At 72.6% G+C, this 24845-nt stretch carries 16 protein-coding genes; 7 read left to right on the plus strand and 9 right to left on the minus strand.

The window, feature by feature from the left end:
- Window positions 1–118 precede the first annotated feature (118 nt).
- The 3 genes from ACWCXC_RS04215 to ACWCXC_RS04225 all read right to left on the minus strand — a co-directional run bounded on the left by ACWCXC_RS04215 (window position 119) and on the right by ACWCXC_RS04225 (window position 2730).
- Window positions 119–1210 carry a S1C family serine protease gene (locus tag ACWCXC_RS04215; protein WP_450682278.1) on the minus strand — a complete coding sequence of 364 codons (1092 nt, stop codon included), beginning with the start codon at window positions 1208–1210 and terminating at the stop codon, window positions 119–121.
- Between the two features lie 78 nt (window positions 1211–1288).
- On the minus strand, window positions 1289–1996 hold the full coding sequence (locus ACWCXC_RS04220) for a class I SAM-dependent methyltransferase (RefSeq protein WP_450682334.1): 708 nt from the start codon (window positions 1994–1996) through the stop codon (window positions 1289–1291).
- Window positions 1997–2130: 134 nt separating this feature from the next.
- A complete protein-coding gene (locus ACWCXC_RS04225) occupies window positions 2131–2730 on the minus strand; it encodes a DUF3043 domain-containing protein (RefSeq protein ID WP_450682277.1) in 600 nt (199 codons plus the stop codon).
- 298 nt (window positions 2731–3028) lie between these two features.
- Between ACWCXC_RS04225 and ACWCXC_RS04230 the strand changes: the two genes are divergently transcribed.
- From ACWCXC_RS04230 to ACWCXC_RS04250, 5 genes are all read left to right on the plus strand, one after another.
- Window positions 3029–3808 carry a PspA/IM30 family protein gene (locus ACWCXC_RS04230; RefSeq protein WP_450682276.1) on the plus strand — a complete coding sequence of 260 codons (780 nt, stop codon included), beginning with the start codon at window positions 3029–3031 and terminating at the stop codon, window positions 3806–3808.
- A 9-nt stretch (window positions 3809–3817) separates the two neighbouring features.
- Window positions 3818–4102, plus strand: coding sequence for a PspA-associated protein PspAA (pspAA, locus tag ACWCXC_RS04235; RefSeq protein ID WP_450682275.1), 285 nt, complete (start codon window positions 3818–3820; stop codon window positions 4100–4102).
- 135 nt (window positions 4103–4237) lie between these two features.
- Window positions 4238–5509: a sensor histidine kinase gene (locus tag ACWCXC_RS04240; protein WP_450886537.1), complete on the plus strand. Its 1272-nt coding sequence runs from the start codon at window positions 4238–4240 to the stop codon at window positions 5507–5509.
- Window positions 5506–6204, plus strand: a complete 699-nt coding sequence (locus ACWCXC_RS04245) for a response regulator (protein WP_450682273.1) — start codon at window positions 5506–5508, stop codon at window positions 6202–6204. The genes ACWCXC_RS04240 and ACWCXC_RS04245 overlap by 4 nt, the downstream gene beginning before the upstream one ends.
- A 163-nt stretch (window positions 6205–6367) precedes the next feature.
- Complete coding sequence (locus ACWCXC_RS04250) at window positions 6368–9538, plus strand: efflux RND transporter permease subunit (RefSeq protein WP_450886539.1); 3171 nt, start codon at window positions 6368–6370, stop codon at window positions 9536–9538.
- A gap of 71 nt (window positions 9539–9609) precedes the next feature.
- Here ACWCXC_RS04250 and ACWCXC_RS04255 read toward each other — a convergent pair whose 3' ends face one another.
- From ACWCXC_RS04255 to ACWCXC_RS04265, 3 genes are all read right to left on the minus strand, one after another.
- Window positions 9610–14661: a tetratricopeptide repeat protein gene (locus ACWCXC_RS04255; RefSeq protein WP_450886541.1), complete on the minus strand. Its 5052-nt coding sequence runs from the start codon at window positions 14659–14661 to the stop codon at window positions 9610–9612.
- A gap of 172 nt (window positions 14662–14833) precedes the next feature.
- The gene (locus tag ACWCXC_RS04260; protein WP_450682270.1) at window positions 14834–15028 is read right to left on the minus strand and encodes a DUF397 domain-containing protein; all 195 of its coding nucleotides are present in this window, start codon (window positions 15026–15028) and stop codon (window positions 14834–14836) included.
- On the minus strand, window positions 15007–15852 hold the full coding sequence (locus ACWCXC_RS04265; RefSeq protein WP_450682269.1) for a helix-turn-helix domain-containing protein: 846 nt from the start codon (window positions 15850–15852) through the stop codon (window positions 15007–15009). The genes ACWCXC_RS04260 and ACWCXC_RS04265 overlap by 22 nt, the downstream gene beginning before the upstream one ends.
- Window positions 15853–16000: 148 nt before the next feature.
- Here ACWCXC_RS04265 and ACWCXC_RS04270 point away from each other — a divergent pair, with 148 nt between their 5' ends.
- Window positions 16001–16360 carry a hypothetical protein gene (locus ACWCXC_RS04270; RefSeq protein ID WP_450682268.1) on the plus strand — a complete coding sequence of 120 codons (360 nt, stop codon included), beginning with the start codon at window positions 16001–16003 and terminating at the stop codon, window positions 16358–16360.
- Between the two features lie 28 nt (window positions 16361–16388).
- Here ACWCXC_RS04270 and ACWCXC_RS04275 read toward each other — a convergent pair whose 3' ends face one another.
- The 3 genes from ACWCXC_RS04275 to nadA form a co-directional block, all read right to left on the minus strand.
- Window positions 16389–21416, minus strand: a complete 5028-nt coding sequence (locus ACWCXC_RS04275; protein WP_450886544.1) for a tetratricopeptide repeat protein — start codon at window positions 21414–21416, stop codon at window positions 16389–16391.
- Window positions 21417–21418: 2 nt separating this feature from the next.
- Entirely contained in the window at window positions 21419–22822 is a 1404-nt protein-coding gene (locus ACWCXC_RS04280; protein WP_450886546.1) for a lipase/acyltransferase domain-containing protein, read from the minus strand.
- A 140-nt stretch (window positions 22823–22962) separates the two neighbouring features.
- On the minus strand, window positions 22963–24150 hold the full coding sequence (gene nadA, locus ACWCXC_RS04285) for a quinolinate synthase NadA (RefSeq protein ID WP_450886548.1): 1188 nt from the start codon (window positions 24148–24150) through the stop codon (window positions 22963–22965).
- A gap of 232 nt (window positions 24151–24382) precedes the next feature.
- On the opposite strand from nadA, the gene ACWCXC_RS04290 reads away from it, so the two are divergent.
- Window positions 24383–24739, plus strand: a complete 357-nt coding sequence (locus ACWCXC_RS04290) for a HesB/IscA family protein (protein ID WP_398296900.1) — start codon at window positions 24383–24385, stop codon at window positions 24737–24739.
- Window positions 24740–24845 lie beyond the last annotated feature (106 nt).

The following is a 24845-nucleotide window of genomic DNA, read 5'->3' on the forward strand; positions in this document are numbered from 1 at the left end:
GTCCGCCGCGGGGACTACTTTCTCGGCCCCGTTGCGCCCCCCCCCCCCGCGGGGCTCCCGGGGCGGGGGCGGGGGGCGGGCCTTCCGGGCCCGCCCGCCGCACCGCGTTCCGCCGGGACTACACCTCGCCGAGCGTGACCTCGGCCGTCTTCCGCGCGTCGTTGCGCAGATAGGTCACGGTGACCTTGTCGCCGGGCTTGTCGGAGGCCAGGGCCTCTGCCAGGGAGGTGATCGTGGTGATCGGGGTGTCCCCGACCTTGGTGATGATGTCGCCGGACCGGAGTCCGGCCTTCTGTGCCGCGCCGCCGCTCGTGACGCCGACGATCGCGACCCCGGCGGGCTGATAGCTGCTGTTGACGACCGTGCGGCCGGTGATGTTCAGCGCCGCGCGGCCGGAGTCGGTGACCTTGCCGCTCTTGATGATCTGGTCCGCGACCGTCTTCACCATCGAGACCGGGATCGCGAAGCCGATCCCCGGTGCCGCGCTGTCACCCATCTGGGGGTCGGTGGCCGCCAGCGTGGGGATGCCGATGACCTGGCTGGAGAGGTTCACCAGCGCGCCGCCGCTGTTGCCCGGGTTGATCGCCGCCGAGGTCTGCACCATGTTGGCGATCGTCGCGCCCGTGCCGCCGCCGGCCCGGCTCTCGCTGACCGTGCGGCCGAGGGCCGAGACGATGCCCTGGGTGACGCTGCTGGAGAGCCCCAGCGGCGAGCCCATCGCGAGCACGATCTGGCCGACCTCGACCTTCTCCGAGTCGCCGAACTTCGCGGGCTTCAGCCCCTTCGGGACGCTGTCGAGCTTGATCACCGCCAGGTCCTGCTCGGGATAGGCGGCGACCAGCGAGGCCTTGAGGACCTTCTCGCCGGTGGCCACGGTGACCTTGAAGGTCTTCTCGTCGCCCACCACATGGGCGTTGGTGACGATATGGCCCTTGTCGTCGTAGACGATGCCGGAGCCCAGGCTCTCGGAGGCGTCGATCTGCACCACCGACGGCAGGACGTTCTCGATGACGGTCTGGTACTCGCTCTGCAGGTCACCGCTGGCCTTCGAGGCCGAGCCCTGCTGGGCCGACCCGGACTTCGTCGGGGTGGTCGCGGAGGAGCTGGAGTCCGCGTCGGAGCAGCCGCTCACCAGCGCGATCGCGCAGACACCGGCGGACAGGGGCATCAGCAGCCGGCGCACACGGCTGCGGGCATGAATGGCATCCATGTCCGGATTATTGCCATTAACCCCATTGGCGGCCTGTCGAGCGCACCCGCCCGGGGACCGGCCCCGGGCGCCGCCACCTCAGCCGCGCACCCCGCACAGATGCAGCAGCGCCGCGACGCCCCGGTACGGATCGGTCCGCCCCGCCCGGTCCTCGGCCGCGAGCACCCGTTCCAGCTCGGCCGCCGACGGCAGCTCCACGTCGTTGCTCACGTTGTCCGTGAAGACCCGCACCCCGTACCAGGCGTGCAGCGGCGCGGCGATCCCCGCCAGCGTCGCCGTCAGATCCGCCAGCCGGTCCGCGCGCACGGAGAGCCCGAGGCGGTTGGTGTAGCGGTCGGTGTCGAACGCGGCCAGCGCCGCGTCCCAGTCCCCGGCCATTCCGGGGCGCATCGCCAGCGCGTCCGCGTTCCGCACGAGCAGCGACAGCAGCCCGCCCGGCGCCAGCATCCTGGCCAGCCCGGCCACCATGGCATCGGGCTCCCGGACATACATCAGCACGCCGTGGCACAGCACCACGTCGAAGCTGCCCGGCAGGAAGTGCACACCGGTGTCCTGGCCGTTGCCCTCGATGAGGCGGACCCGCTCACGGATGCCGGCCGGCTCCCCGGCCAGCGACTCGCGCGCCATCCGCAGCATCTCGGGGTCGGATTCGAGCCCGGTGACGCTGTGGCCGGCGCGGGCCAGCCGCAGGGCCTGGGTGCCCTGGCCCATGCCGACGTCCAGGATGCGCAGCCGCTGCCCGACCGGGAACCGGCCGCCGATCTGCTCGTCCAGCTGCCGGGCCACCAGCTCCTGGCGCACGGTGTTCCGCAGCCCGCCGAGCCCCTTCAGCCAGTTCGGCGCGGCCCCCGTGAACCCGGAGACCGCGGCGCTCGCCCGCCCGCGGGGCGTCCCGCCGGCCGGGCCGGAGGGGTCCGCGCTCAGGGTCGCTCTCCGCGCTTGACCTGCGGCTTCGGCAGCCGGAGCCGGCGCATCTGGAGCGTGCGCATCAGACCGTAGGCGACCGCGCCGCGCTTGGGCGTGTCCGGGAAGCGGTCGTTCAGCTGCTTGCGCAGCCGGAAGGACAGCCCGATCGAGTCGACGACGATCAGCACGATCACACCGAGCCACAGGAGCAGCGAGATGTTCTGGATCCCGCGCACCTGGATCACGCTGAGGATCAGGATGACCACGGCCAGCGGCAGGAAGTACTCGGCGATGCAGAAGCGGGAGTCCACGAAATCGCGGACGAACCGCCGCACCGGACCCTTGTCACGGGCCGGCAGATACCGCTCGTCCCCGTTGGCCAGGGCCTCGCGCTGCTTGGCCAGGTCGGCCCGGCGCGCCTCTCGCTGGCGCTTCATGGCCTCCTTGCGGTCGAGCGGCGCGCCGCTGGAGGCGCGACGGCGCTGCGACTGGGCGTCGCTGCGCTTCGGGGTGGGGCGACCCTTGGGTGCCTGCGGGTCGCGGGGCGTCTTGGAGAGGTCCGCCGTCACCTTGTCGGTGGGGGCCTTCTCTTCCTTGGAGCGGCTACCAAACACAAGGCCCAAGGGTACGGGGTCGAAGGCCCCGACCCCAGGCCGGCCGGGAACGATCCGGCAACGGACGGCGTCCTTGCCGGTGTCCGGGCCGCACGGTACGGGCGTCATCACCGGTTTTCCCCGGCCGTCACCTACTCCCTGGGCCGGAGCCGTCACCGGCGGCACTCGTCCTTGGGGAGGACCCCATCCGTGCTCGAACAGTGCGGTAATAGAGACAGGGCCCGTACTGTGGGTTCTGTCGGACTGCTGGAAGACCGGTTGAGTCAGAAGGGGGCGCGCGAAGCCCATGAGCGGTGTCATGAAGCGTATGGGGATGATCTTCCGCGCGAAAGCGAACAAGGCCCTTGACCGGGCCGAGGACCCGCGCGAAACCCTCGATTACTCGTACCAGAAGCAGCTGGAGCTGCTGCAGAAGGTGCGTCGCGGCGTCGCGGACGTGGCGACCTCCCGCAAGCGCCTGGAGCTGCAGCTGAACCAGCTCCAGGGCCAGACGTCCAAGCTGGAGGACCAGGGCCGCAAGGCGCTCGCGCTCGGCCGCGAGGACCTGGCCCGCGAGGCGCTCTCCCGCCGCGCCGCCCTCCAGCAGCAGGTGACCGACCTGGAGGCGCAGCACACCACGCTCCAGGGCGAGGAGGAGAAGCTCACCCTGGCGGCCCAGCGCCTCCAGGCCAAGGTCGACGCCTTCCGTACGAAGAAGGAGACCATCAAGGCGACCTACACGGCGGCCCAGGCGCAGACCCGGATCGGGGAAGCGTTCTCGGGCATCTCCGAGGAGATGGGCGACGTCGGCCTGGCGATCCAGCGGGCCGAGGACAAGACCCAGCAGCTCCAGGCGCGGGCCGGCGCGATCGACGAACTGCTCGCCTCGGGCGCCCTGGACGACCCGACCGGCACGGCCAAGGACGACATCGCCGCCGAGCTGGACCGCATCTCCGGTGGTACGGATGTGGAGCTGGAACTGCAGCGCATGAAGGCCGAGCTGGCCGGAGGTCCCTCCGACCGGCAGCAGGCCATCGAGGGCGGCCCGCAGGACGCCGTCCAGCAGGACCGGACCACCCACAAGTTCGACAAGGATTAAGGCAGCGTCATGATCGTACGGATCATGGGGGAGGGCCAGGCAGTCCTGGCCGACAGTCATCTCGCCGAGCTGGACACGCTCGACGACAATCTGCTCGCCGAGATGGAGCGGGGCGACGGACCGGGGTTCCGCGCCACGCTCCACGCGCTCCTGGACCGGGTGCGCGAGCTCGGCACACCCTTGCCGGACGACTCCCTGGAGCCGTCCGAACTGATCCTCCCGTCGCCCGACGCGACCCTCGAAGAGGTACGGGCGATGCTCAGCGACGACGGCCTCATCCCCATCCCCGGCTGACCTCCGCCCCGGCAGCTCCGACCGTGCCCCGTGAACCGGCCCCGCCGGACACGGGGCACCGCCGTACGCACCGGCGGCCCCCGCTTCCTCGGGGACGGGCCGATCTCCGCGCGACACGCCGTAACGTAGCTCGACGTGACCACCCTCGGAACCGGGGTCCAGCGCATCCGGACCTGGCTGTGCGACCACCCCCTGGCGCTGGACGGCGCCCTCGCCCTGGCCGTGTTCGTGGCCATGTTCACCGGGTCCTTCGCCGACCCGGGCGCCCACAACGGACCCACCTTCGGCACCCGCACGCCCGGCGCCGGCAGCGTGTTCCTGATGGGTCTCGGCGCCCTCGCCCTGGTCTGGCGCAGGCGCAGCCCCATGTGCGTGCTCGGGGCCACCGGGGTGCTCACCGTCGTGGAACTGGTGACGGCCGATCCGCCGGCCCCCGTCGTGATGAGCGCCGTCATCGCCCTCTACACCGTCGCCGCCCGCACCGACCGGCCGACGACCTGGCGGGTCGGGCTGCTCACCATGGCCGCGCTCACCGCCGCCGCGATGTGCTTCGGCTCGGCGCCCTGGTACAGCCAGGAGAACCTGGGGGTCTTCGCCTGGACCGGGATGGCCGGCGCGGCCGGGGACGCGGTCCGCTCCCGGCGCGCCTTCGTCGACGCCATCAGGGAACGCGCCGAGCGGGCCGAACGGACCCGCGAGGAGGAGGCCCGGCGCCGGGTCGCCGAGGAGCGGCTGCGCATCGCCCGCGACCTCCACGACGTCGTCGCCCACCACATCGCCCTGGTCAACGTGCAGGCCGGGGTCGCCGCCCACGTCATGGACCGCCGCCCCGACCAGGCCAAGGAGGCACTGGCCCACGTCCGCGAGGCCAGCCGCTCCGCGCTCAACGAACTGCGCGCCACCGTGGGACTGCTGCGTCAGTCCGGCGACCCGGCCGCGCCAACCGAACCGGCCCCCGGCCTCGCCGTCCTCGACGAACTCGTGGAGACCGTCCGCCGCGCCGGACTGCCCGTCGAGGTGGCCTGCGCCGCGAAGGACGGCCCGCCGCTGCCCGCCGCCGTCGACCTCGCCGCGTACCGGGTGATCCAGGAGGCGCTGACCAACGTCCGCAAGCACGCGGGCGCCGGGGCGAAGGCCGAGGTCAGCGTCGTACGGGTCGGCGCCACGGCCGAGATCATGGTCCTCGACAACGGCCGCGGTACCCTCCCGGCACCCGCCGCCGCCCCCACCGGCGGCGGCCACGGACTGCTCGGCATGCGCGAACGCGTCACCGCGCTGGGCGGCACCCTCACCGCCGGACCCCGTTACGGAGGCGGCTTCCGGGTCCATGCGATCCTGCCCCTGGAGGCCCGTGCGCAGGAGCCGGAGAGGCCGGACGCGGCGGGCCGTACGGGGGGACGTCCATGACCGACGACGCCATCAAGGTGCTGCTCGTCGACGACCAGGCGCTGCTGCGCAGCGCGTTCCGGGTGCTGGTGGACTCGGAGCCCGACATGCGGGTGGTCGGCGAGGCCTCGGACGGGGCGCAGGCCGTGGAACTGGCCCGCACGACCGGGGCCGACGTGGTGCTGATGGACATCCGGATGCCCGGCACCGACGGACTGACCGCGACCCGGATGATCAGCGCCGACCCGGACCTCTCCGAGGTGCGCGTGGTCATGCTGACCACCTTCGAGGTCGACGAGTACGTAGTGCGGTCGCTGCGCGCCGGCGCCTCGGGCTTCCTCGGGAAGGGCGCCGAACCGGAGGAGCTGCTCAACGCCATCCGGATCGCCGCCGCCGGGGACGCCCTGCTCTCGCCCGCCGCGACCAAGGGCCTGATCGCCACCTTCCTGGCACAGGGCGGCAGTCCGGACGAGGCGGGGCCGGGCGCCGCTGCCTACTCCGCGCGCCTGGACGCCCTCACCACCCGGGAGCGGGAGGTGCTGGTCCTCGTGGCCGGCGGGCTCTCCAACGACGAGATAGCCGAACGGCTGGTGGTCAGCCCGCTCACCGTCAAGACCCATGTGAACCGGGCGATGGCGAAACTCGGCGCCCGCGACCGGGCCCAATTGGTGGTCATAGCGTACGAATCGGGCCTGGTGCGCCCGCGGGTGGAGTGAGGGGTGTACCGCGGCGTACTCCAGCTGCGGTATGCGCGGCGTGAGATATCGGCCTGGGGTCGACCCTTCCGGCTCCGGGAGTGAGCGATCGTATAGAGGGGCCGGGCCTGTCCCCAGGTTGCCCGCCCGCCTGCCGCGTACGCCACAGAAAGAGACCCCACCCATGTCCTGGCTGTCCAGATTCAGCCTCGCGCAAAGGGCCCTGATCGGGCTGATGTCGGTCGTCGCGCTCGTCTTCGGCGCGATCGCGATCCCGCAGCTCAAGCAGCAGCTGCTGCCCACGATCGAGCTCCCGATGGTGTCGGTGCTCGCCCCCTACCAGGGCGCGTCCCCCGACGTGGTCGAGAAGCAGGTCGTCGAACCGCTCGAGAACTCGATCAAGGCCGTCGACGGGGTCACCGGCATCACCTCGACCGCCAGCGAGGGCAACGCCGTCATCATGGCGACCTTCGACTTCGGCGACGAGGGCACCAAGCAGCTCGTCGCGGACATCCAGCAGGCGGTGAACCGCGCCCGCGTCCAACTGCCCGACGACGTGGACCCGCAGGTCATCGCGGGCTCCACGGACGACATCCCGACCGTCGTCCTCGCGGTCACCTCCGACAAGGACCAGCAGGCGCTCGCCGACCAGCTCGACCGCACCGTCGTCCCCGCCCTGGAGGACATCGACGGCGTCGGCCAGGTCGCCGTCGACGGTGTCCGGGACCTCCAGGTCGCGATCACCCCCGACGACAAGAAGCTCGCGGCGGCCGGACTCAACGCGGCCTCGCTCGCCCAGGCGCTCCAGGCCGGCGGCGCCACCGTCCCGGCCGGCTCCTTCTCGGAGTCCGGCAAGAGCCGCACCGTCCAGGTCGGCGGCGCCTTCACCTCGCTGAAGCAGATCGAGGACCTGCGGGTCACCGCCCAGGACCCGGCGACGGGCAAGAGCGGCAAGCCGGTCCGCGTCGGCGACATCGCCACGGTGAAGCAGGAGCCCGCCACCGCGGTCTCCCTCACCCGGACCAACGGCAAGCCGAGCCTCGCCGTGATGGCCACCATGGACAAGGACGGCAGCGCCGTCGCCATCTCGGACGCCGTCAAGGACAAGCTCCCGAAGCTCCGTCAGGACCTCGGTTCCGGCGCCGAGCTGACCATCGTCTCCGACCAGGGCCCGGCCGTCTCCAAGGCCATCTCCGGTCTGACCACCGAGGGCGCGCTCGGCCTCGTCTTCGCGGTCATCGTGATCCTGGTCTTCCTGGCCTCGATCCGCTCCACCCTGGTCACCGCGGTCTCCATCCCGCTCTCGGTCGTCCTCGCGCTGATCGTGCTCTGGACCCGCGACCTCTCGCTCAACATGCTCACCCTGGGCGCGCTGACCATCGCGATCGGCCGCGTCGTCGACGACTCGATCGTCGTCCTGGAGAACATCAAGCGGCACCTCGGCTACGGCGAGGAGCGCCAGTCCGCGATCATCACCGCGGTGAAGGAGGTGGCCGGAGCGGTCACCGCCTCGACCCTCACCACCGTCGCCGTCTTCCTGCCGATCGGCCTGGTCGGCGGCATGGTCGGCGAGCTGTTCGGCTCCTTCTCGCTCACCGTCACGGCCGCCCTGCTGGCCTCCCTGCTGGTCTCGCTGACCGTGGTCCCGGTGCTCTCGTTCTGGTTCCTGCGCGCCCCCAAGGGCAGCGACGAGGACCCGGACAGGGCGCGCCGCGAGGCCGAGGAGAAGGAAGCCCGCAGCCGCCTCCAGCGGATCTACCTGCCGGTGCTGCGCTTCGCCACCCGGCGCCGCATCACCAGCGTCGTCATCGCCGTCGCCATCCTCATCGGCACCTTCGGCATGGCCCCGCTCCTGAAGACCAACTTCTTCGACCAGGGCGAGCAGGAGGTCCTCTCCATCAAGCAGGAGCTGGCCCCCGGCACCAGCCTGGCCGCCTCCGACGAGGCCGCGAAGAAGATCGAGAAGCTTCTCGCGGACGACGAGGACGTCAAGGACTACCAGGTCACCGTCGGTTCCTCCGGCTTCATGGCGGCCTTCGGCGGCGGTACGGGCTCCAACCAGGCGTCGTACCAGGTCACGCTGAAGGACTCCAAGCACTTCGAGGCCGCGCAGGACCGCATCGAGGAGGGCCTGGCCAAGCTCGACGGCATCGGCGACACCACCATCTCCGCCGGTGACGGCTTCGGCTCCCAGGACCTCAGCGTCGTGGTCAAGGCCGCCGACGCGGACACCCTGAAGAAGGCGTCCGAGCAGGTCCGCGCCGAGGTCGCGAAGCTCAAGGACGTCACCGACGTCCAGAGCGACCTGGCCCAGAGCATCCCGCGGATCTCGGTCACGGCCAACGCCAAGGCCGCCGACGCCGGCTTCAACCAGGCCGCCCTCGGCGCGGCCGTCGCCGGAGCGGTGCGCGGCACCCCGGCCGGCAAGGCGATCATGGACGACACCGAGCGCGACGTCCTCATCACCTCCGCCCATCCGGCCACCACGATGCAGCAGCTGAAGGACCTCCCGCTCGGCCCGGTCAAGCTCGGCCAGATCGCCGACGTGAAGCTGGTCCCCGGACCGGTCTCCATGACCCGCATCGACGGCCAGCGCGCCGCCACGGTCACGGCCCGGCCCACCGGTGACAACACCGGCGCGGTCGGCACCGACCTCCAGGCCAAGCTGAAGGCCCTGGACCTGCCCGAGGGCGCCACCGCCACCATCGGCGGCGTCACCGAGGACCAGGACGACGCGTTCATGAAGCTGGGCCTGGCCATGCTGGCGGCGATCGCGATCGTCTTCATGCTGCTGGTCGCCACGTTCCGTTCGCTGATCCAGCCGCTGATCCTGCTGGTCTCCATCCCGTTCGCGGCCACCGGCGCCATCGGCCTGCTCGTCATCACCGGCACTCCGATGGGCGTCGCCTCGATGATCGGCATGCTGATGCTCATCGGCATCGTGGTCACCAACGCGATCGTCCTGATCGACCTGATCAACCAGTACCGCGCCCAGGGCCTCGGCGTCGTCGAGGCGGTCGTCGAGGGCGGACGCCACCGTCTGCGCCCGATCCTCATGACCGCCCTGGCGACCATCTTCGCCCTGCTCCCGATGGCACTCGGCGTCACCGGCGAGGGCGGCTTCATCTCCCAGCCGCTCGCCGTCGTCGTCATCGGCGGCCTGGTCACCTCGACGCTGCTCACGCTGCTCCTGGTGCCCACGCTGTACACGATGGTGGAGCTGTTCAAGGAGCGCCGCCGCAAGAAGAAGGCCGCCAAGCGCGCCAGGAAGGCGGGCATCCCGGCCCCGGCCGGGTCCGAGGAGAGCACGTCGTCCCCGGACTCCTCCGACGAGCCGGAGCCGGCGAAGGCCTGATCCGCCCGGTAGGACAAGGGGCCCGGTCCGCACGTTCTCGTGCGGGCCGGGCCCCTTCGTGTGTTCCGGTCTCAGACCGTCCCGCTGAGCGCCTGGACCATACGGAGCCACAGCTCCCCGTGCGGCTGGGCGTGCCGGACGCTGAGCGCGGCGACCTCCCGCAGCAGCCGGACCCGGGTCTCCTCGCGTGCCCGGGGGATCAGCGTGGTCAGCTCGTCCGGCTCGACCCCTTCCACCGCACCGGCCAGGACCATGCCGGCCTGCGCATGGGTGAGGGAGGACAGCTGGTCGTCGAAGACCTGCCCCTCGATGGCCGCCGCGTGCATCAGCGCGGTGCCGTCCCCGGCGGCCATCGACCGCTGCACGAAGGCGTGCAGGGCGTCGCGGTCCTCCACGAGCCGATAGGCGAAGTCCAGCCCCTCCGCACGGCCGATGTCGAGAAGCGCGACGTGCGAGAGCGGGGTGTCCGGGGACGGCCGGACCCGGAGGAGGCGCGGATGGTCCTGGAGGTACGCCCGCGACTCGGCCCAGGACCCGCACCCCACCCAGGTGGCCAACTGCTCCGAGAGGATCAGCGGATCGTAGGCGGCGGTCACCCCGTGGGCGAGCACGAGGTCGCGCAGCGCGGTGTGCCGGCGCGCGGTGACGGGGTCCAGCAGCGCCAGCTCGTCGAGGGCCGTCGCGGCCGCCTCGCCGCCGAGCACCTCGGCGTGCCGGGACCACAGGTCCCGCGAGGCGGGCCAGTCGGGCGCGAACATCCAGGCGGCGACCACCTCCAGCGTCGCGGCCGGCAGGGAGAACCAGTCGGGTACGGGGCCGGAGGTCTCCGCCTCCCACGCGGCCCGGACGGCCCGCGGGTCGGCATGGGCGCGCAGCGCCCGCCGGGCCCGTACGGTCACCCGGTCCGGGCCGTCCCCCGGTTCGGTGCCGGCGTCCCGCGCCAGGAACGACACCAGCGCGCGTACGCCCTCCGAGGGGAGCGGACCGGGACACTCCAGCAGGAAGACGCCCCGCTCGACGGTCAGGTGCCGCACGGTCGAGGGGTCGGTGGCGGCGAACAGCTCCGCGCACTCCTCGTACGCCTCGACCGCCGGGGTGTGCTCGCCGGTCCGGGCGAGCGCGCGGGCCAGGCCCCCGAGCGTCCGCACCAGATCGTCCGCGAAGGCGCGCGGATTCTCCAGGGCCAGGGCGCGGTACACGGCGAGGGCTTCCCCCGCCGTGCTCACCGCCCCCTCGGCGTCCTCGTTGATCCCCCGCAGCCTGCCGAGGTTGCGCAGGGCGAGTGCCAGATCGGGGAGGTGGGCGCCGCTGTGCTCCGCCACGAGCCTGCGCCACAGGGCGACGCCTTCGTCGGCCGCCGCCAGGGCGTCCTTCGGGCTGCCGGTGTCGGCGAGGTTCTGGGCCAGGGCGCCGAGGGCCCCCGCGAAGGAGGAGCGCAGGACGGGTGCGTCGGGGACGAGTTCACGCAGGAGCGCGACGGACTCGGTGGCGGCCGTCAGACCCTCCTCCGGTTCACCGGCCCGGTTCAGATGGGCGGCGAGGTTGGAGAGGGCCGTGGCCAGCTCCGCCCGGAAGACGGCGGGCCGCCGCGCGGCGAGTTCCCGGCGGAGGGCGACCGCCTCCCGGCCCGCGGCGAGCGCCCCCGACAGATCGCCCAGGTTCGCGCGGTGGTTGCCGACGTTGTTGAGGGCCACCGCGTAGTCCTGGAGGAACGCCTCCCGGTCCGCCTCGGCCAGGCGCCCGTAGAGCGCGGCCGCCTCCTCGGCATGGGCGAGGGCCTCCGGGAGCTCGCCGTCGGCGGCCAGGTGCGTGGCCAGGTTGTTGAGCATCCCGGCCAGTCCGGGAAGGGCGGCGGCGGGCCGGCTCCGGACCAGATCGCGCTGGAGCTGGAGGGCCTGGCGGGCGAACAGCACCGCCGTGGTGCGGTCGCCGGCGGCCGCCGTCTTGTTGGCCAGGGAGGTCAGCGAGCGGGCGAGATCCGGCTGGAAGACGTCCGGGTGCTCGTTGGCGAGTTTCGCGAAGGTGCGGGCGGCCTCCCGGGCCGGGGCGAGCGCTCCCCCGTGGTCCCCGGTGGCGGAGAGCCGGTCCGCGAGATTGTGCAGGGCCACGGCCAGGTCCTGCCGGAAGGCGGCCGGGTGGCGCGCGACGAGGTCCCGGCAGATGTCCACGGCCTCCTGGGCGGGTTCCAGGGACCCCGCGAGATCGCCCACGTCCTCCCGGTGTTCGGACAGGTTGGCCAGGGAGCCGGCCAGTTCGGCCCGCAGCGCGGCGGGATGGCGCTCGGCCACCTTCCGGTTGGCCCGGACCGCCGCCTCCGCGTGCGGCAGGGCGTCCGTATGCCGCCCCACGGACTTCAGGGTGTAGGCCAGGTTGGTCAGGGAGGCGGCGAGCGGCCCGAGGAACTCGTCCGGGCGCGCGGCGGCGAGCTCCATGGAGATCCGGACCGACTCCTGCGCGGGGGCGACGGCGGCCCGGCGCTCCCCGACGGCCGCCAGGCTCACCACCAGGTTGTTCAACGAGGCGGCGAGGCGCGGACGGTAGGCCGCCGGCTCCGTCTCGGCCAGCTTCCGGAAGACGTCGGCGGCGTCCCGGGTGAGCGCCAGGGCGCCTTCGCGGTCCCCGGTCTCGTGGAGCCGCCGGCCGAGCGTGGCGAGGGCCAGCGCGAGATCGCCCCCCGACGCGTCGCCCCCCGCCTCGGCGACGCCCCGCTGCAGCGCGACCGCCTCCCGGGCCGGGACCAGCGCCCCCTCGCGGTCCCCGATGTCGGCGCACCGGTTGGCGACGTTGATGAGTGAGCGGACCAGCGCCGGCGTACGGCGTCCGGCGGCGGGCCCCTCCAGCTCCCGCAGGAGCCGGGCGGACTCGCGCGCCGCGTCCAGCGCCCCGTCCAGGTCGCCCTCCGTCCCGAGCCGTTCGGAGAAGCTGTGCAACGCGTGGGCCAGCAGCGGCACCGCGGCGGGCCCGAGCCGGTCGGCCAGCCCCCGCAGCAGCCCGATCCCCTCCTCGCCCGCCCGAACCGCGTGCGGTGACAGCGACCGGACCACATACGGGTCCGCCGCCGCCCAGCCGCCGTCCGGCACCCGCCGCCCGGCGTGCGCGACGAGCGCGGCGGCCACCACCTCGGCGGCCATCGCGCCGCCCGGCCCCGGACGGGCGGCGAGATGGGAGACGAACTCCCGGTGGTACAGGCGGTATACCGCCTGCCCGTCCTCCGCGTCCTCGACGATGTAGCGCCCGTACGCGGAGAGCACCCAGTCCACATCGCTCTCCTCGTACGGCACGTCCCGGCCGCCCAGCGCCCCGGCGACCTCCTCCCAGACGCCCCCGGCGGGCAGGCCGCGCCCCTCGGTCCAGGCCAGCGCGGTCAGCAGATCCCGTGCGGCGGAAGGGAGTTCGGTGCCGTCCGGCAGGACCCGGACCGGGCCCGCCCGCAGATCGTCCTCGAACGCGGAGCCGATGGACTCCGGCAGGCCGGCCTGCCACCGCTCCTCCTCGGTGAGCCGCCCGTCCGCCAGCAGCGAACCCGTCACCAGCCGCGCGAACAGGAACCCGCCGCCCACCGCCGTGGCGCGCGCTGCCACCGCGTGGCCCGCCTCCCGCGCCCGCTCCTCCGGGACCCCGGCCGCCGCGCACCGGCGGTACACATAGGAGGCGATGTCCTCTTCGGTGTGCGGCTCCCGCTCCAGGTCGGCGGTGGTGACACCCGCACCGATCAGCCGGGCCAGCGCGTCCGGCAGCGTCTCGTCCGGGTGCCCGCCGTCCGCCAGCCGCCCCCGGAACGCCCGCTCCCGCGAACCGAGCAGCACGGGGACGGCGCGGCTGAGCGGAAACACCAACTCCTCGATCATGGCCCGCAGATGCTCGGCGGGCACTTCGTCCAGCCCGTCCAGCACCAGCACCGGGCGCCGGTCCAGCTCCCGCAGCTCGCCCCGGAAGTCGTCCGTGTTGCGCGGCTCCGGCAGCCCGAGCCGCATCGCCAGCTCGGCCGCCGCCTGGAGCGGACTGAGACCCCGCAGATGGACGGCGGCGAGCGGGCGCCCCGCACCCGGATCGGGATCGTCCGCGCGCAGGCCGCCCGCCGCCACGGTCTCCGCGCGCCGCACGGGGTCGGCGAGCGTCGCGACCCGCCCCAGCACCGCCGACTTGCCGCAGCCCGCCGGGCCGGTCACCAGGAAGAGCCCGGCCTCGTCGGCCTCCAGCCAGGCCGTGATCCGGCCCAGCACCTGCTTCCGCCCGGTGAAGAACCAGCCCTCCTCCTGGAACCCGACCCCGCGCGCCGCGAGCACCAGATGCTCCACCAGCCGCGCCGGCGCCCCCGCCACATGGCGGGGATTCGGGAAGACCGGCCGCCCGGTGCCCAGCGTGGCCGGAACCGGCGTCTGCCCCTCGCCCCGCCACCGCTCACCGAGCGCCGCCAGCACGTCCGGCCCGCTCACCCACGCGTTGTGCGCGCTCCACGCCGAGCGGTACTCCCGGGTGGCCGGCCCCTCCCTCAGCACCCGCGCCAGCGCGTCGAGCAACGGTCCCTCGCCGTCCGACGTCTCCCCCCGCCGGCAACTCGCCATGATCCCGAACCACTGCACGCGCCCGGCCGACGCGGACGTGGTCTCCCAGCGCCGCAGCGCCTTCTCCACCCCCCGTCCCACCGCGTCCCCCGCGTGACAGGCATCGATGATCACCAGGATCTGATCCGCCCCCGACGCCACCGCCTCGTTCACCAGCGTCTCGGCCGACACCCCGTCCCGCAGGGCGCGCGCGTCCCGGACCACCTGCTCGACGTCGAGCTCCAGATCGCACAGCGCCAGCCGCAGCTCGTCGTCCACGAGCACCCCGTGCCCCGACCAGACGATGATCGCGGGCTTCCCCGCGCCGGACGTCCGCCACTCCTCGCTCCAGCCGGTGAGATCCCGCCCGAACGTCTCCCGGGAGGGGTTCGGGCCCCCCGCCACCCGCGTCGCGATCCCCAGCGCCTCCAGCCGGCTCACGATGCCCTCCATCTGGGCCACGGCACCGGTCAGCCGCGGAAACGACCGCTCATCGGCGTACGTCTCGCACACCACGCACAGCGCCGTCCCCACGGCCCCGCGCCCCTCGCCGCCGACCGCAGCCGCCTCACACGCCATGGGGCGCCCCGCCTTTCCGTCCTTGCACCGCCGAAGTGGACAGCAGCGTATGCACGCATGGGACGCCTCGGGGCCGGTCCGGACAAACTCGGCCCTTTCCGGTCCCGGGTGATAGGAAAACGGCCCGTCCCACGCGCGTGTGTGGGACGGGCCGTTCGCCTGCTCCAGGGCCCTACTTGAGGGACGAGACAAACGTGTCCCAGGCCCCGGCCGTGATGACGAGGGCCGGTCCGGTGGGGTTCTTGCTGTCGCGTACGGGGACGAGGCCGGGGAAGTCATCAGCGATCTCGACGCATTCGCCCCCGTTGGCGTTGCTGTAACTGCTGCGGCGCCAGCGGGCGGTACTCAGCTCGGGGATGTGTCGCACGGTTCGTAGTCCTCCATGATGGTCCGGATCATCTGTGCCGACTCGGGGAGCGAGAGGGCGTTGGCGCGCTGGACCTCGTAGTGCCGCTGCCACTGTGCCACCTTCGCACCGTCCTCGTAGAGGTGCCCGGCCTCGATGCCTTCCTCGTACGCCACCTTCGTGCCGTCGGCCAGGGTGAGCAGCGTCAGTGCGCTGCCCATGAGGTAGTGGAGCCCCGCGCTGAACGGCATCACCTGGATACTGCTGTTCGGCGTATCGGCCTGTGCGAGCAGCGAGGCCAACTGCTGATGCATGGCAGCTGGACACCCCATTCGCCGCCGCAACGCGGCCTCGTCGATGATCGCCCATCGGAACGGGGCCGAGTCCGAATTGAGCCGTTCCTGTCGGGACATCCGCGCGGTTACGCGCTCCTCCATCTGCTCTTCGCTCAAGTCGCGCTGACATCGCAGGAATTCGCGTGCGTACGCCTCGGTCTGGAGGAGTCCGGGCAGTGCCTGCGCGCCGTACTGCTCTATGAGTACCGCCTCGGCCTCGAAGTTCATGTACCGCCGGTACTGGTCGGGATGGATCTCCTGCTTGGCGAGCCCGTAGAGACCTGTGAAGTGCCGGTCCGTCCCGAAGGCAGCGTCCAGACAACTCGGCATGTCCGGCGGCGGCATCAGTTCCGCCGTCTCGATCCGGGCGAGCGTGCTCTTGCTGGAGTTGACGATGTCCGCCAGCTGTACGAGGGAGAGGTTCGCGCGCTCGCGATGCCGGCGTAACTCCGAGCCGAAGTAGTGGCGTGCGGAGGCGAAGGGTGAGAGAGGCAGAGACCTGAACGTCATCGGACGGGCCTTCCGTGTCCCGTGTGGAACGTCGGGACGCGGCGGCCCTGTTGGGGAGCCCCGCCGCAGCGCGACGATTGCGGCACACACCGTAACCAGGCGGGGTGACCGGAGGCCAGAGCGCTTCCCGAACGAAGGCAGGGGCGACATGATGTTCGACTCGGAGGGCCGTCCGATGCGGCTGCTCCCCTGGACCGGCGAGAGCGGGGCACCCTGCTACCTCAGTACCGACGACCCCGGCAGCCGGATGTCGCGGCTGGCCGACGACGTGGAGACGGACCTGCTCGAATCAGCCGAGTACGTCCTGACGGAGGCGCGGACGCTGCTCGCGGAAGCGGGCGTGGGGACACGGGAGTTGCGGTTCGCCGGGGTCTGGCTCGCGGAGTCGTTGCAGACCGCCCTGCGGATCGCGGAGAGCCGGGGCGACCGGCTGGCCCCTGCCTTCGCGTACGGCGAGGGAACCACGGCGTGCGCGGCGGGACCCACGGCCCGTACCGGCGAGGCGTGAGCGGTCGCCCGGCGACGGACGGCTGCGGTCACCCTCTGGCGGCCAGCACCTGGATGATCCGCGCCCAGTGCGCGGCGTGCTGGGGCGCGTGGGCCGCGCCGAGGGCGGCGGTCTCGGAGATCAGCCGGTTCCGTACGTCGGGCGACGCGTCCGCCACGAGGGGGGCGAGGCCGGCCGGGTCGGCGTCCTCGGCGGTGTCCGCGAGGACCAGGGCGGCCTGGTGGTGGGTACGGGCGGAGAGTGCGTCGGCGTACACCTCGTCCTCGACGGCGGCGGCGTGGCGGAGGGCTTCGGCGTCGCCGGTGGTGAGGGCGCGATCGACGTACTGCTGGAGCGCGGCGCGGTCGCGTACGAGGGTGTAGGCGGTGGCGATGTCGCGTGTCCGGGCCACGTGGAGGAGGGCGCCGTGGACGGAGTCGGGCGGGGTGTGACGCAGGAGGTCCGGGTGGGCGCGGAGGTACTGCTCGGAGTCGTCCCAGGTGGGGGATTCCGCCCAGCGTGCGAACTGCTCGCCGAGAACGCGGGGACGGTAGGCGACGGAGGGGCCCCCAGCCAGAATCTCCTCGCGGAGCGCTCGGTGATCGGCCACGCGTTCGGGGGAGAGAAGCGCCAGCTCGGTGAGGGCCACATCGGCTTCCGGGCTGCCCAGGACATCGGCGTGGCCCGTCCAGTAGGCGCATGAGTCGGACCAGGTGCGCGCGGACAGCCAGGCGGTGACCGAGGCCAGCGTCTCGGGGGAGAGCGCCAACCAGGCCGGGAGCGGCGCGGAGGTGACCGCCTGCCACGTCGCCGCTGCCTCCTTCAGCGGTTCGGGACTCTCTCGTATGTGTGCGCGGAGGTCGCACCGCGCGTGAAAGGTCACGTCGTCCGGGACGTCGGCGGTGGGGGCGCTCGCCAGCCGGGTGAGACCTCGCAGACCCTCGGTGGTCGAGCACTCCGGCCTGCTGATCAGAAACCTGTCCCGGCCGAGGGCGATTCTTCGCGCTACTGCCGGGTGCTCGGCACGGACGGCGGCGATGACCTCTTCGTACGCCTGCACTGCCGCTCCGTGCTCTCCGGTGTTGGCGAGGTGGTGAGCGAGGTTGCCGAGGGAGGCGACGAGTTGGCGGGTGAAGGTCGCGGGGTGGTGTTCGGCGAGGGTGCGTCGGATGCGTACGGCTTCGCGGGCGGGACCGACCGCGCCGTGGCGGTCCTCGGCGCGGGCGAGGTGGTTGGCGAGGTTGTTGAGGGAGGCGGCGAGGTCGGGGGTGTGGGCGCCGGGGTGGTGTTCGGCGAGGGTGCGGTAGAGGTCGGTGGCCTCCTGGGCTGCTGAAAGCGCGCCCTGGAAGTCTCCGATGTCGGCCAGGCGGTTGGCGAGGTTGTTCAGGCACAGGGCGAGGTGGGGGGTGTGGGCGCCGGGGTGGTGTTCGGCGAGGGTGCGGTAGAGGTCGGTGGCCTCCTGGGCTGCTGAAAGCGCGCCCTGGAGGTCTCCGATGTCGGCCAGGCGGTTGGCGAGATTGTTGAGGGAGGCGGCGAGGTCGGGGATGAAGCTTGCGGGGTGTTGTTCGGCGAGGGTGCGTCGGATGCGTACGGCTTCGTGGGCGGGGATGAGTGCGCCCCGGTGGTCTCCGGTGGCGGCGAGGTGGGTGGCGAGGTTGTTGAGGGACAGGGCGAGGTGGGGGGTGTGGGCGGCTGGGTGGTGGTGGGCGAGGGTGCGGTAGAGGCCGGTGGCTTCCTGGGCGCAGGTGAGCGCGCCCAGGTGGTCTCCGGTGCCGGCGAGGTGGGTGGCGAGGTTGCTGAGCGACATGGCGAGGCCGGGGGTGAAGGCAGCGGGGTGCTGTTCGGCCAGGGTGCGGTAGAGGCCGGTGGCCTCCCGGGTGGGCGGCAGTGCGCCTTGGCGGTCCCCGATGTCGGCCAGACGCGCGGCGAGGTTGTTGAGGGAGACGGCGAAATCGGGGGCGTGTGCCGCGGGGTGGCGTTCGGCGAGGGTGCGATAGAGGCCGGTGGCTTCCTGCGCGTGGGCGAGTGCGCCTTGGATGTCCCCTGTGTCGGCCAGGTGGCTGGCGAGGTTGTTGAGGGACAGGGCGAGGTGGGGGGTGTGGGCGGCCGGGTGGCGGTGGGCGAGGGTGCGGCACAGGTCGGCGGCTTCCTGAGCGAGCGGGAGCGCGCCTTGGATGTCTCCGGAGTCGGCCAGACGTGCGGCGAGGTTGTTGAGGGAGGCGGCGAAATCGGGGGCGTGTGCGGCGGGGTGGCGTTCGGCGAGGGTGCGGTAGAGGCCGGTGGCTTCCTGCGCGTGGGCGAGTGCGCCTTGGATGTCCCCGCTGTCGGCCAGACGTGCGGCGAGGTTGTTGAGGGACATGGCGAGGTCGGGGGTGAAGTCCGTGGGGTAGTGATGGGCGAGGCCGCGGTAGAGATCGGTGGCTTCCTGGGCGGGTGCGAGCGCGCCCTGGCGGTCTCCGGTGGCGGCGAGGTGGTTGGCGAGGTTGTTGAGGGACATGGCGAGGTCGGGGCTGAAGTCCGTGGGGCGGTGGCGGGCGAGGCCGCGGTAGAGATCGGTGGCTTCCTGGGCGGGTGCGAGCCCGCCCCGGCGGTCTCCGATGCCGGCCAGGCGGTTGGCGAGGTTGTTGAGGGACATGGCGAGCTTGGAGGCGAAACCCGTGGGGTGTTGTCCGGCGAGGGTGCGAAACAGGTCGGTGGCTCTCTGGGCGGGTGGGAGTGCGCCTTGGATGTCCCCTGTGTCGGCCAGACGGACGGCGAGGTCGTACAGGGAGGCAGCGAGGGCCGAAAGGTGGGTGTCCGGGTCGAGCGCGCTCAGCTCCTCGTAGAGGCCGACCGCCTCGCGCTGGCACTCCAGGGCTTCGTCACGCAGCCCGGCCTCCGACAGCACCAGGGACAACCCGTGCAGGCCCTCGGCCAGACACGGGACTCCGCACCTCTCGTCCCGAGCCGCCACCTCCCGCAGCGCCTCGACCCCCGCCGCGCCGCACTCCACCGCATGCCGCACCAGCCGCCGCCGCACATAGGGATCCACCCCCGACCAGTCGCCCACCCGCCCCTGCCGCTCGACCAGGTCCATCAGCGTCCGCAGCACCACCTCGCCCGCAGGCACCCCGCCGGGCCCCTCCCGCAGCCTGAGATGGGCGACGAACTCCCGGTGGTACAGGCGGTACACCGCCTGCCCCCTCTCCACGTCCTCCACGATGTAGCGGCCGAAGGCGGACAGCGCCCAGTCCACGTCGCTCTCGTCGTACGCGACGCCTCCGCCCAGGGCCCCGGCCACCGTCTCCCACACGCCACCCGCCGGCATCCCCTGCCCCACGCTCCAGGCGAGCGCGGCCAGCAGGTCCCGGGCGGCCGAGGCGAGCACGGTCCCGTCGTCCCGCACCCGTGCGGGCACCGCCCGCAGCTCGTTCTCGAACGCGGCGTCGATCGAGTCGGGCAGTTCGCCGAGCAGGGACCCGGCCTCCCCCGACGCGGCCCGCGCCAGGACCGTGCTGGTGACCAGGCGGGCGAAGAGGAAGCCGCCCCCGACATCCGTGGCCCGCCCGGAGACCGCCGCGCCCGCGTCCCGCGCCAGGCCCTCCGCGACCCCCGACGCCTCGCACCGGCGCCGTACGTACGCGGCGATGTCCTCCCGCGTGTGCGGCTCCTTTTCGAGATCGACGGCCGTGACCCCCGCGCCGATGTGCCGGGACAGGGCGTGGACCAGCGACTCGTTGTCCTCCAGCCGGTTGCGGAACGGGCGCTCCCGGGAGCCGAGCAGCACCGATGCCGTCCGGCTCAGCGGGAAGACCAACTCCTCGATCATGTCCTGCACGTGCTCGGCCGGCACTTCGTCGAGGCCGTCGATCACCAGAACCGGCTGCGGGGTCAACTCCCGCACCTCCGCCCGGAAGTCGTCCGTGTTGCGGGGCCGGGGCAGCCCCAGGGCGCGGGCCAGCCGCTCGGCCGCCTGCGACGGGGTCAGATCGCGTACGTGCACCGCCGCGAGTGCGCGGTCCGAGGAGACCCCCGGGTCCGGATCGCCGTCGCGCAGGGCCCCGTTCTCGACGGCACGCGCGCGCTGTTCCGGGTCCGCGAGTGTGGCGATCCGGCCCAGCACCGCGGACTTGCCGCAGCCCGCCGGTCCGGTCACGAGGAACAGACCCGGTGCGTTCCCGTCCAGCCACTGGACGATCCGGCCCAGCACCCTCGTACGGCCGGTGAAGAACCAGCCCTCTTCGAGGTAACCGACCCCGCGAGCCGCCTGCACCAGGTGTTCCACCAGCCTGGCCGGGGCTTCGGGGACATGGAGCGGGTTGGGGAAGGCGGGCCGCCAGACGCCGGTGGTGACGGGAACCGGTGTCTGGCCCTCGCCCCGCCACCGCGTGGCGATGGCGGCCATCAGGTCGGGGCCGCTCACGAACGCGTTGTGGTCGCTCCACGCGGAACGGTAGTCGTCGCTCGCCGGGCCCGCCCTCAGCACCTCGGCCAGCGCGGCGAGCAGCGGACCGCTGCCGTCCGACGTCTCGTGGGCGCGGCAACTGGCGAGGAAGCCGAACCACTTGTCGTGCCCGGGTGGCGCGGTCTCCTCCGCCGAGCGCTTGAGCGCCGTCTCCAGCGCCGGTACCGCGCCGCCGCCCGCGTAACAGGTATCGATGATCACCAGCACGTGTTCGGCACCGGAGCCGACGGCCTCGCTGACCAGATCGCCGGCGGTGACGCCGTGCCGCGTGACGCGCGCCTTCCACTGCCCGGGTTCGTCGGCCGACTCCAGGTCCGAGAGCACCAGCCGGGTCTGGTCGTCGACGCGCACACCGTGCCCCGACCAGACGACCAGGGCCGGTTTGGCCGCACCCGTGACCACCCAGCCCTCGGACCACTCCTCGCTCTCCCGGCGAAAGGCGGCCGACGACGGATTCCCGCCCCCCACCTTCCGCGCCTCGTACCCCAGCCCCTCCAGCAGCCCCACGATCTCGTCCATCTGGGCCGCCGCCCCCACGAGCCGGGGAAACGTCTCCCGGTCCGCGTACTCCTCGCACACCACGCACAGCGCCGTGCCCGCCGGACCCGGCCCGCCCTCGTCCGCACGCGTCACCGTCAGCCCCGCTCCAGCACCAGCACCAGCGCCGTCATCACCACATGGTCCGGAACGCGCGCGGCGATCCGGACCCGGTGCCCGCCCGGCGGAAGTCCCTTGATCCGGCAGGTGTACAGCCCGTCGCCCCGGTTGGTCATCGTCCGCACCGGACCGCCCTCCACCCCGGCGAAGACGGCGACCCGGTCGTGGCCCGCCGTGTCCGGGGGAACGGTGGCGCGGAGCTCGTACGCGTCCCCCTCCACCAGGATCTCCGGCGCGTCCACGGAGAGCCGCACCTCGCCGTCGTCCGGCCCCCGGTGCACGGGCGGCTCGGGGGCGAGCCACGCGTCGAGGCCGTGGCGGACGGCCCGGTTGTTCTGGAGGGAGCCGTGCTTCTCCCATGCGGTGTACGTGTGCCGGCCCGCGCCCACCGCCCGGCTGGAGAGGTCCGGCACGCGGCCGTCGCCGCCCTCGTCCACGCCGTCGATGGTGAGCAGGGCGCGCAGGCCGTCGGCCTCCGCCTCGGCGGTTGTCGGCGTCGGCTGGCGCACCCCGCCGACGGGGACGTACTCCACGCCGTACCGCGCGCCCGCGTCCGACTCCCGCAGGTCGGCGTGGAACCGGGCGGCGGCCGACAACAGCTCCTCGTCCACCCCGGGCAGCCCCGGCACCTCGCGTGCGTACCGCAACGGCGCACCGCCCGCCGTCGCCAGGCAGGCGTAGTCCGGGGTGAGCTGGTGCAGGGAGGGGAGGCTGCGGGCGAACGCCGTGAGGTCGAGGGCGACCGGGCCGATTCCGTGCCGCATGCCGTTGACCAGGTACATCAGCGCGTCCAGCGACCCCCGGTACGGCGTCCCGAGCGTGACCACCCGGCGGGTGACCTCCGCGCCCCCGCACCGCTCGACGTAGCCGCGGGTGACGAGGCCGCCCATCGAGTGGCAGAGGAAGACCACCTTCGCGTCCCGCCGGTCGGCCCGGGACGCCCGCCAGCGGCCCAGCTCCTCGTCCACCCGCTCGGCCAGGCGGTCCGCGTTGTAGCGGCAGGAGAGCCGCCAGTCGTAGGCGAAGCCGACGAGATTGGCGGGGGCGTCGGCCGCTTCGCCGGGGAGACGGCGCCGGAGGGTGAAGTTCCGCTCCAGCCAGTCCAGGAGATCGCTGTAGCCGTCCACGGGGTTCCAGACCCCGGGCAGGGCGTGCACGTCGGACATGAGGCCGGTGGGGCGCACGCCGTCGCCGGGGTGCTCGTCGCCCAGGCCGGCCGGGAGGGTCAGGCCCGTGACCGATCTCCCGAAGGTGCGGATGCCCCGCAGCAGGGCCTTCCCGGAAGCCGCCCAGACCTCCCGCCCCTCCGCGTCCGCGAGCGTGCTGCCGAGGATTCCCGGGACGACGACCACCAGATCGTCCACCCTGCCGCGCCGCGCCATATGACTGTCCCCCGTATCCACGTCGCCGGATGAGGACAGCAGCGTAGATACGGGGGACGGGGTTCCGGGCCGGTCCGGACGAAATCGGCCGCGTCCGGACCTTCCGTGCGAAGAAGCGCCACGGAAGCACCGAAGAAGGGTTACGGCAGAGCCAGCATCCGCTCCAGAGCCAGCTTCGCGTACTTCTCCGTCTCCGGGTCGACCTCGATCCGGTTGACCAGGTTGCCCTCGGCCAGCGACTCCAGGGTCCAGACCAGGTGCGGCAGGTCGATGCGGTTCATCGTCGAGCAGAAGCAGACCGTCTTGTCGAGGAAGACGATCTCCTTGCCCTCGGGGGCGAAACGGTTCGCCAGGCGGCGGACCAGGTTCAGCTCCGTGCCGATGGCCCACTTCGAGCCGGCCGGGGCGGCCTCCAGGGCCTTGATGATGTACTCCGTCGAGCCGACGTAGTCCGCGGCGGCGACGACCTCGTGCTTGCACTCGGGGTGGACCAGGACGTTGACGCCGGGTATGCGGGCGCGGACGTCGTTGACGGAGTCGACCGAGAAGCGGCCGTGGACCGAGCAGTGCCCGCGCCACAGGATCATCTTCGCGTTCCGCAGCTCCTCGGCGGTGAGGCCGCCGTTCGGCTTGTGCGGGTTGTAGAGGACGCAGTCCTCCAGGGACATGCCCATGTCCCGCACGGCGGTGTTGCGGCCCAGGTGCTGGTCCGGCAGGAAGAGCACCTTCTCGCCCTGCTCGAAGGCCCACTCCAGCGCGCGCTTCGCGTTGGAGGAGGTGCAGATCGTGCCGCCGTGGCGGCCGGTGAAGGCCTTGATGTCGGCGGAGGAGTTCATGTACGACACGGGGACGACCCGCTCGGCGACGCCCGCCTCGGTCAGCACGTCCCAGCACTCCGCGACCTGCTCGGCGGTGGCCATGTCGGCCATCGAACAGCCGGCGGCCAGGTCCGGCAGCACGACCTTCTGCTCGTCGGAGGTGAGGATGTCCGCGGACTCGGCCATGAAGTGCACACCGCAGAAGACGATGTACTCCGCCTCCGGGCGCGCCGCCGCGTCCCGGGCGAGCTTGAACGAGTCACCGGTCACGTCGGCGAACTGGATGACCTCGTCGCGCTGGTAGTGGTGCCCGAGGACGAAGACCTTCTCGCCCAGCTTCTCCTTGGCCGCGCGGGCGCGCTCCACCAGATCCGGGTCGGACGGGGAGGGCAGGTCGCCGGGGCATTCGACACCGCGCTCGCTCCTGGGGTCGGCGTCGCGGCCGAGCAGGAGCAGGGCGAGGGGCGTCGGCTGGACATCGAGATCCTGGACGGGGTGGGCCGTGGTCACGTCACGTACCCTTTCTTCTCTGCGGGAGGAGCTTTTCGTCTAATTGACGCTATCTATCATATCCGCTTCACGTCAGTTTGACGATGCCGATAGCGTCGATGTGACACATCCGCCGGAGGGGGCGGTGTGCGAGCATGAAGAGAACAGGCGAGCGGCCGGGCGGGAATGAATCCGCGGCCCCGGCGGTTGCACCGTCGACAAGCAGTCTCCGTACAACCCGGGAGAGAAGCAGATGTCCGTATCGGACGAGACCACCACCGTGAGCGACGGCATCCTCCTGTCCGACGCCGCCGCAGCCAAGGTCAAGGCCCTGCTGGAGCAGGAAGGCCGCGACGACCTCGCGCTGCGCGTCGCCGTTCAGCCCGGAGGCTGCTCGGGCCTGCGCTACCAGCTCTTCTTCGACGAGCGTTCGCTCGACGGTGACGTCGTCAAGGACTTCGACGGCGTCAAGGTCGTCACCGACCGGATGAGCGCCCCCTACCTGGGCGGCGCCTCCATCGACTTCGTCGACACCATCGAGAAGCAGGGCTTCACGATCGACAACCCGAACGCCACGGGCTCCTGCGCCTGCGGCGACTCCTTCAGCTGAACCGCTGAACGCGCGCACGGCGGCGGGGGGGGGGGGGGGGGGGCGGGGGGGGGCGGGGGGGGGGGGGGGGGGGGGCGCCGGGGGCGCGGCCCCCCCGGGCCCCCCC

The organism is Streptomyces sp. NPDC001515 (genome assembly GCF_053597115.1).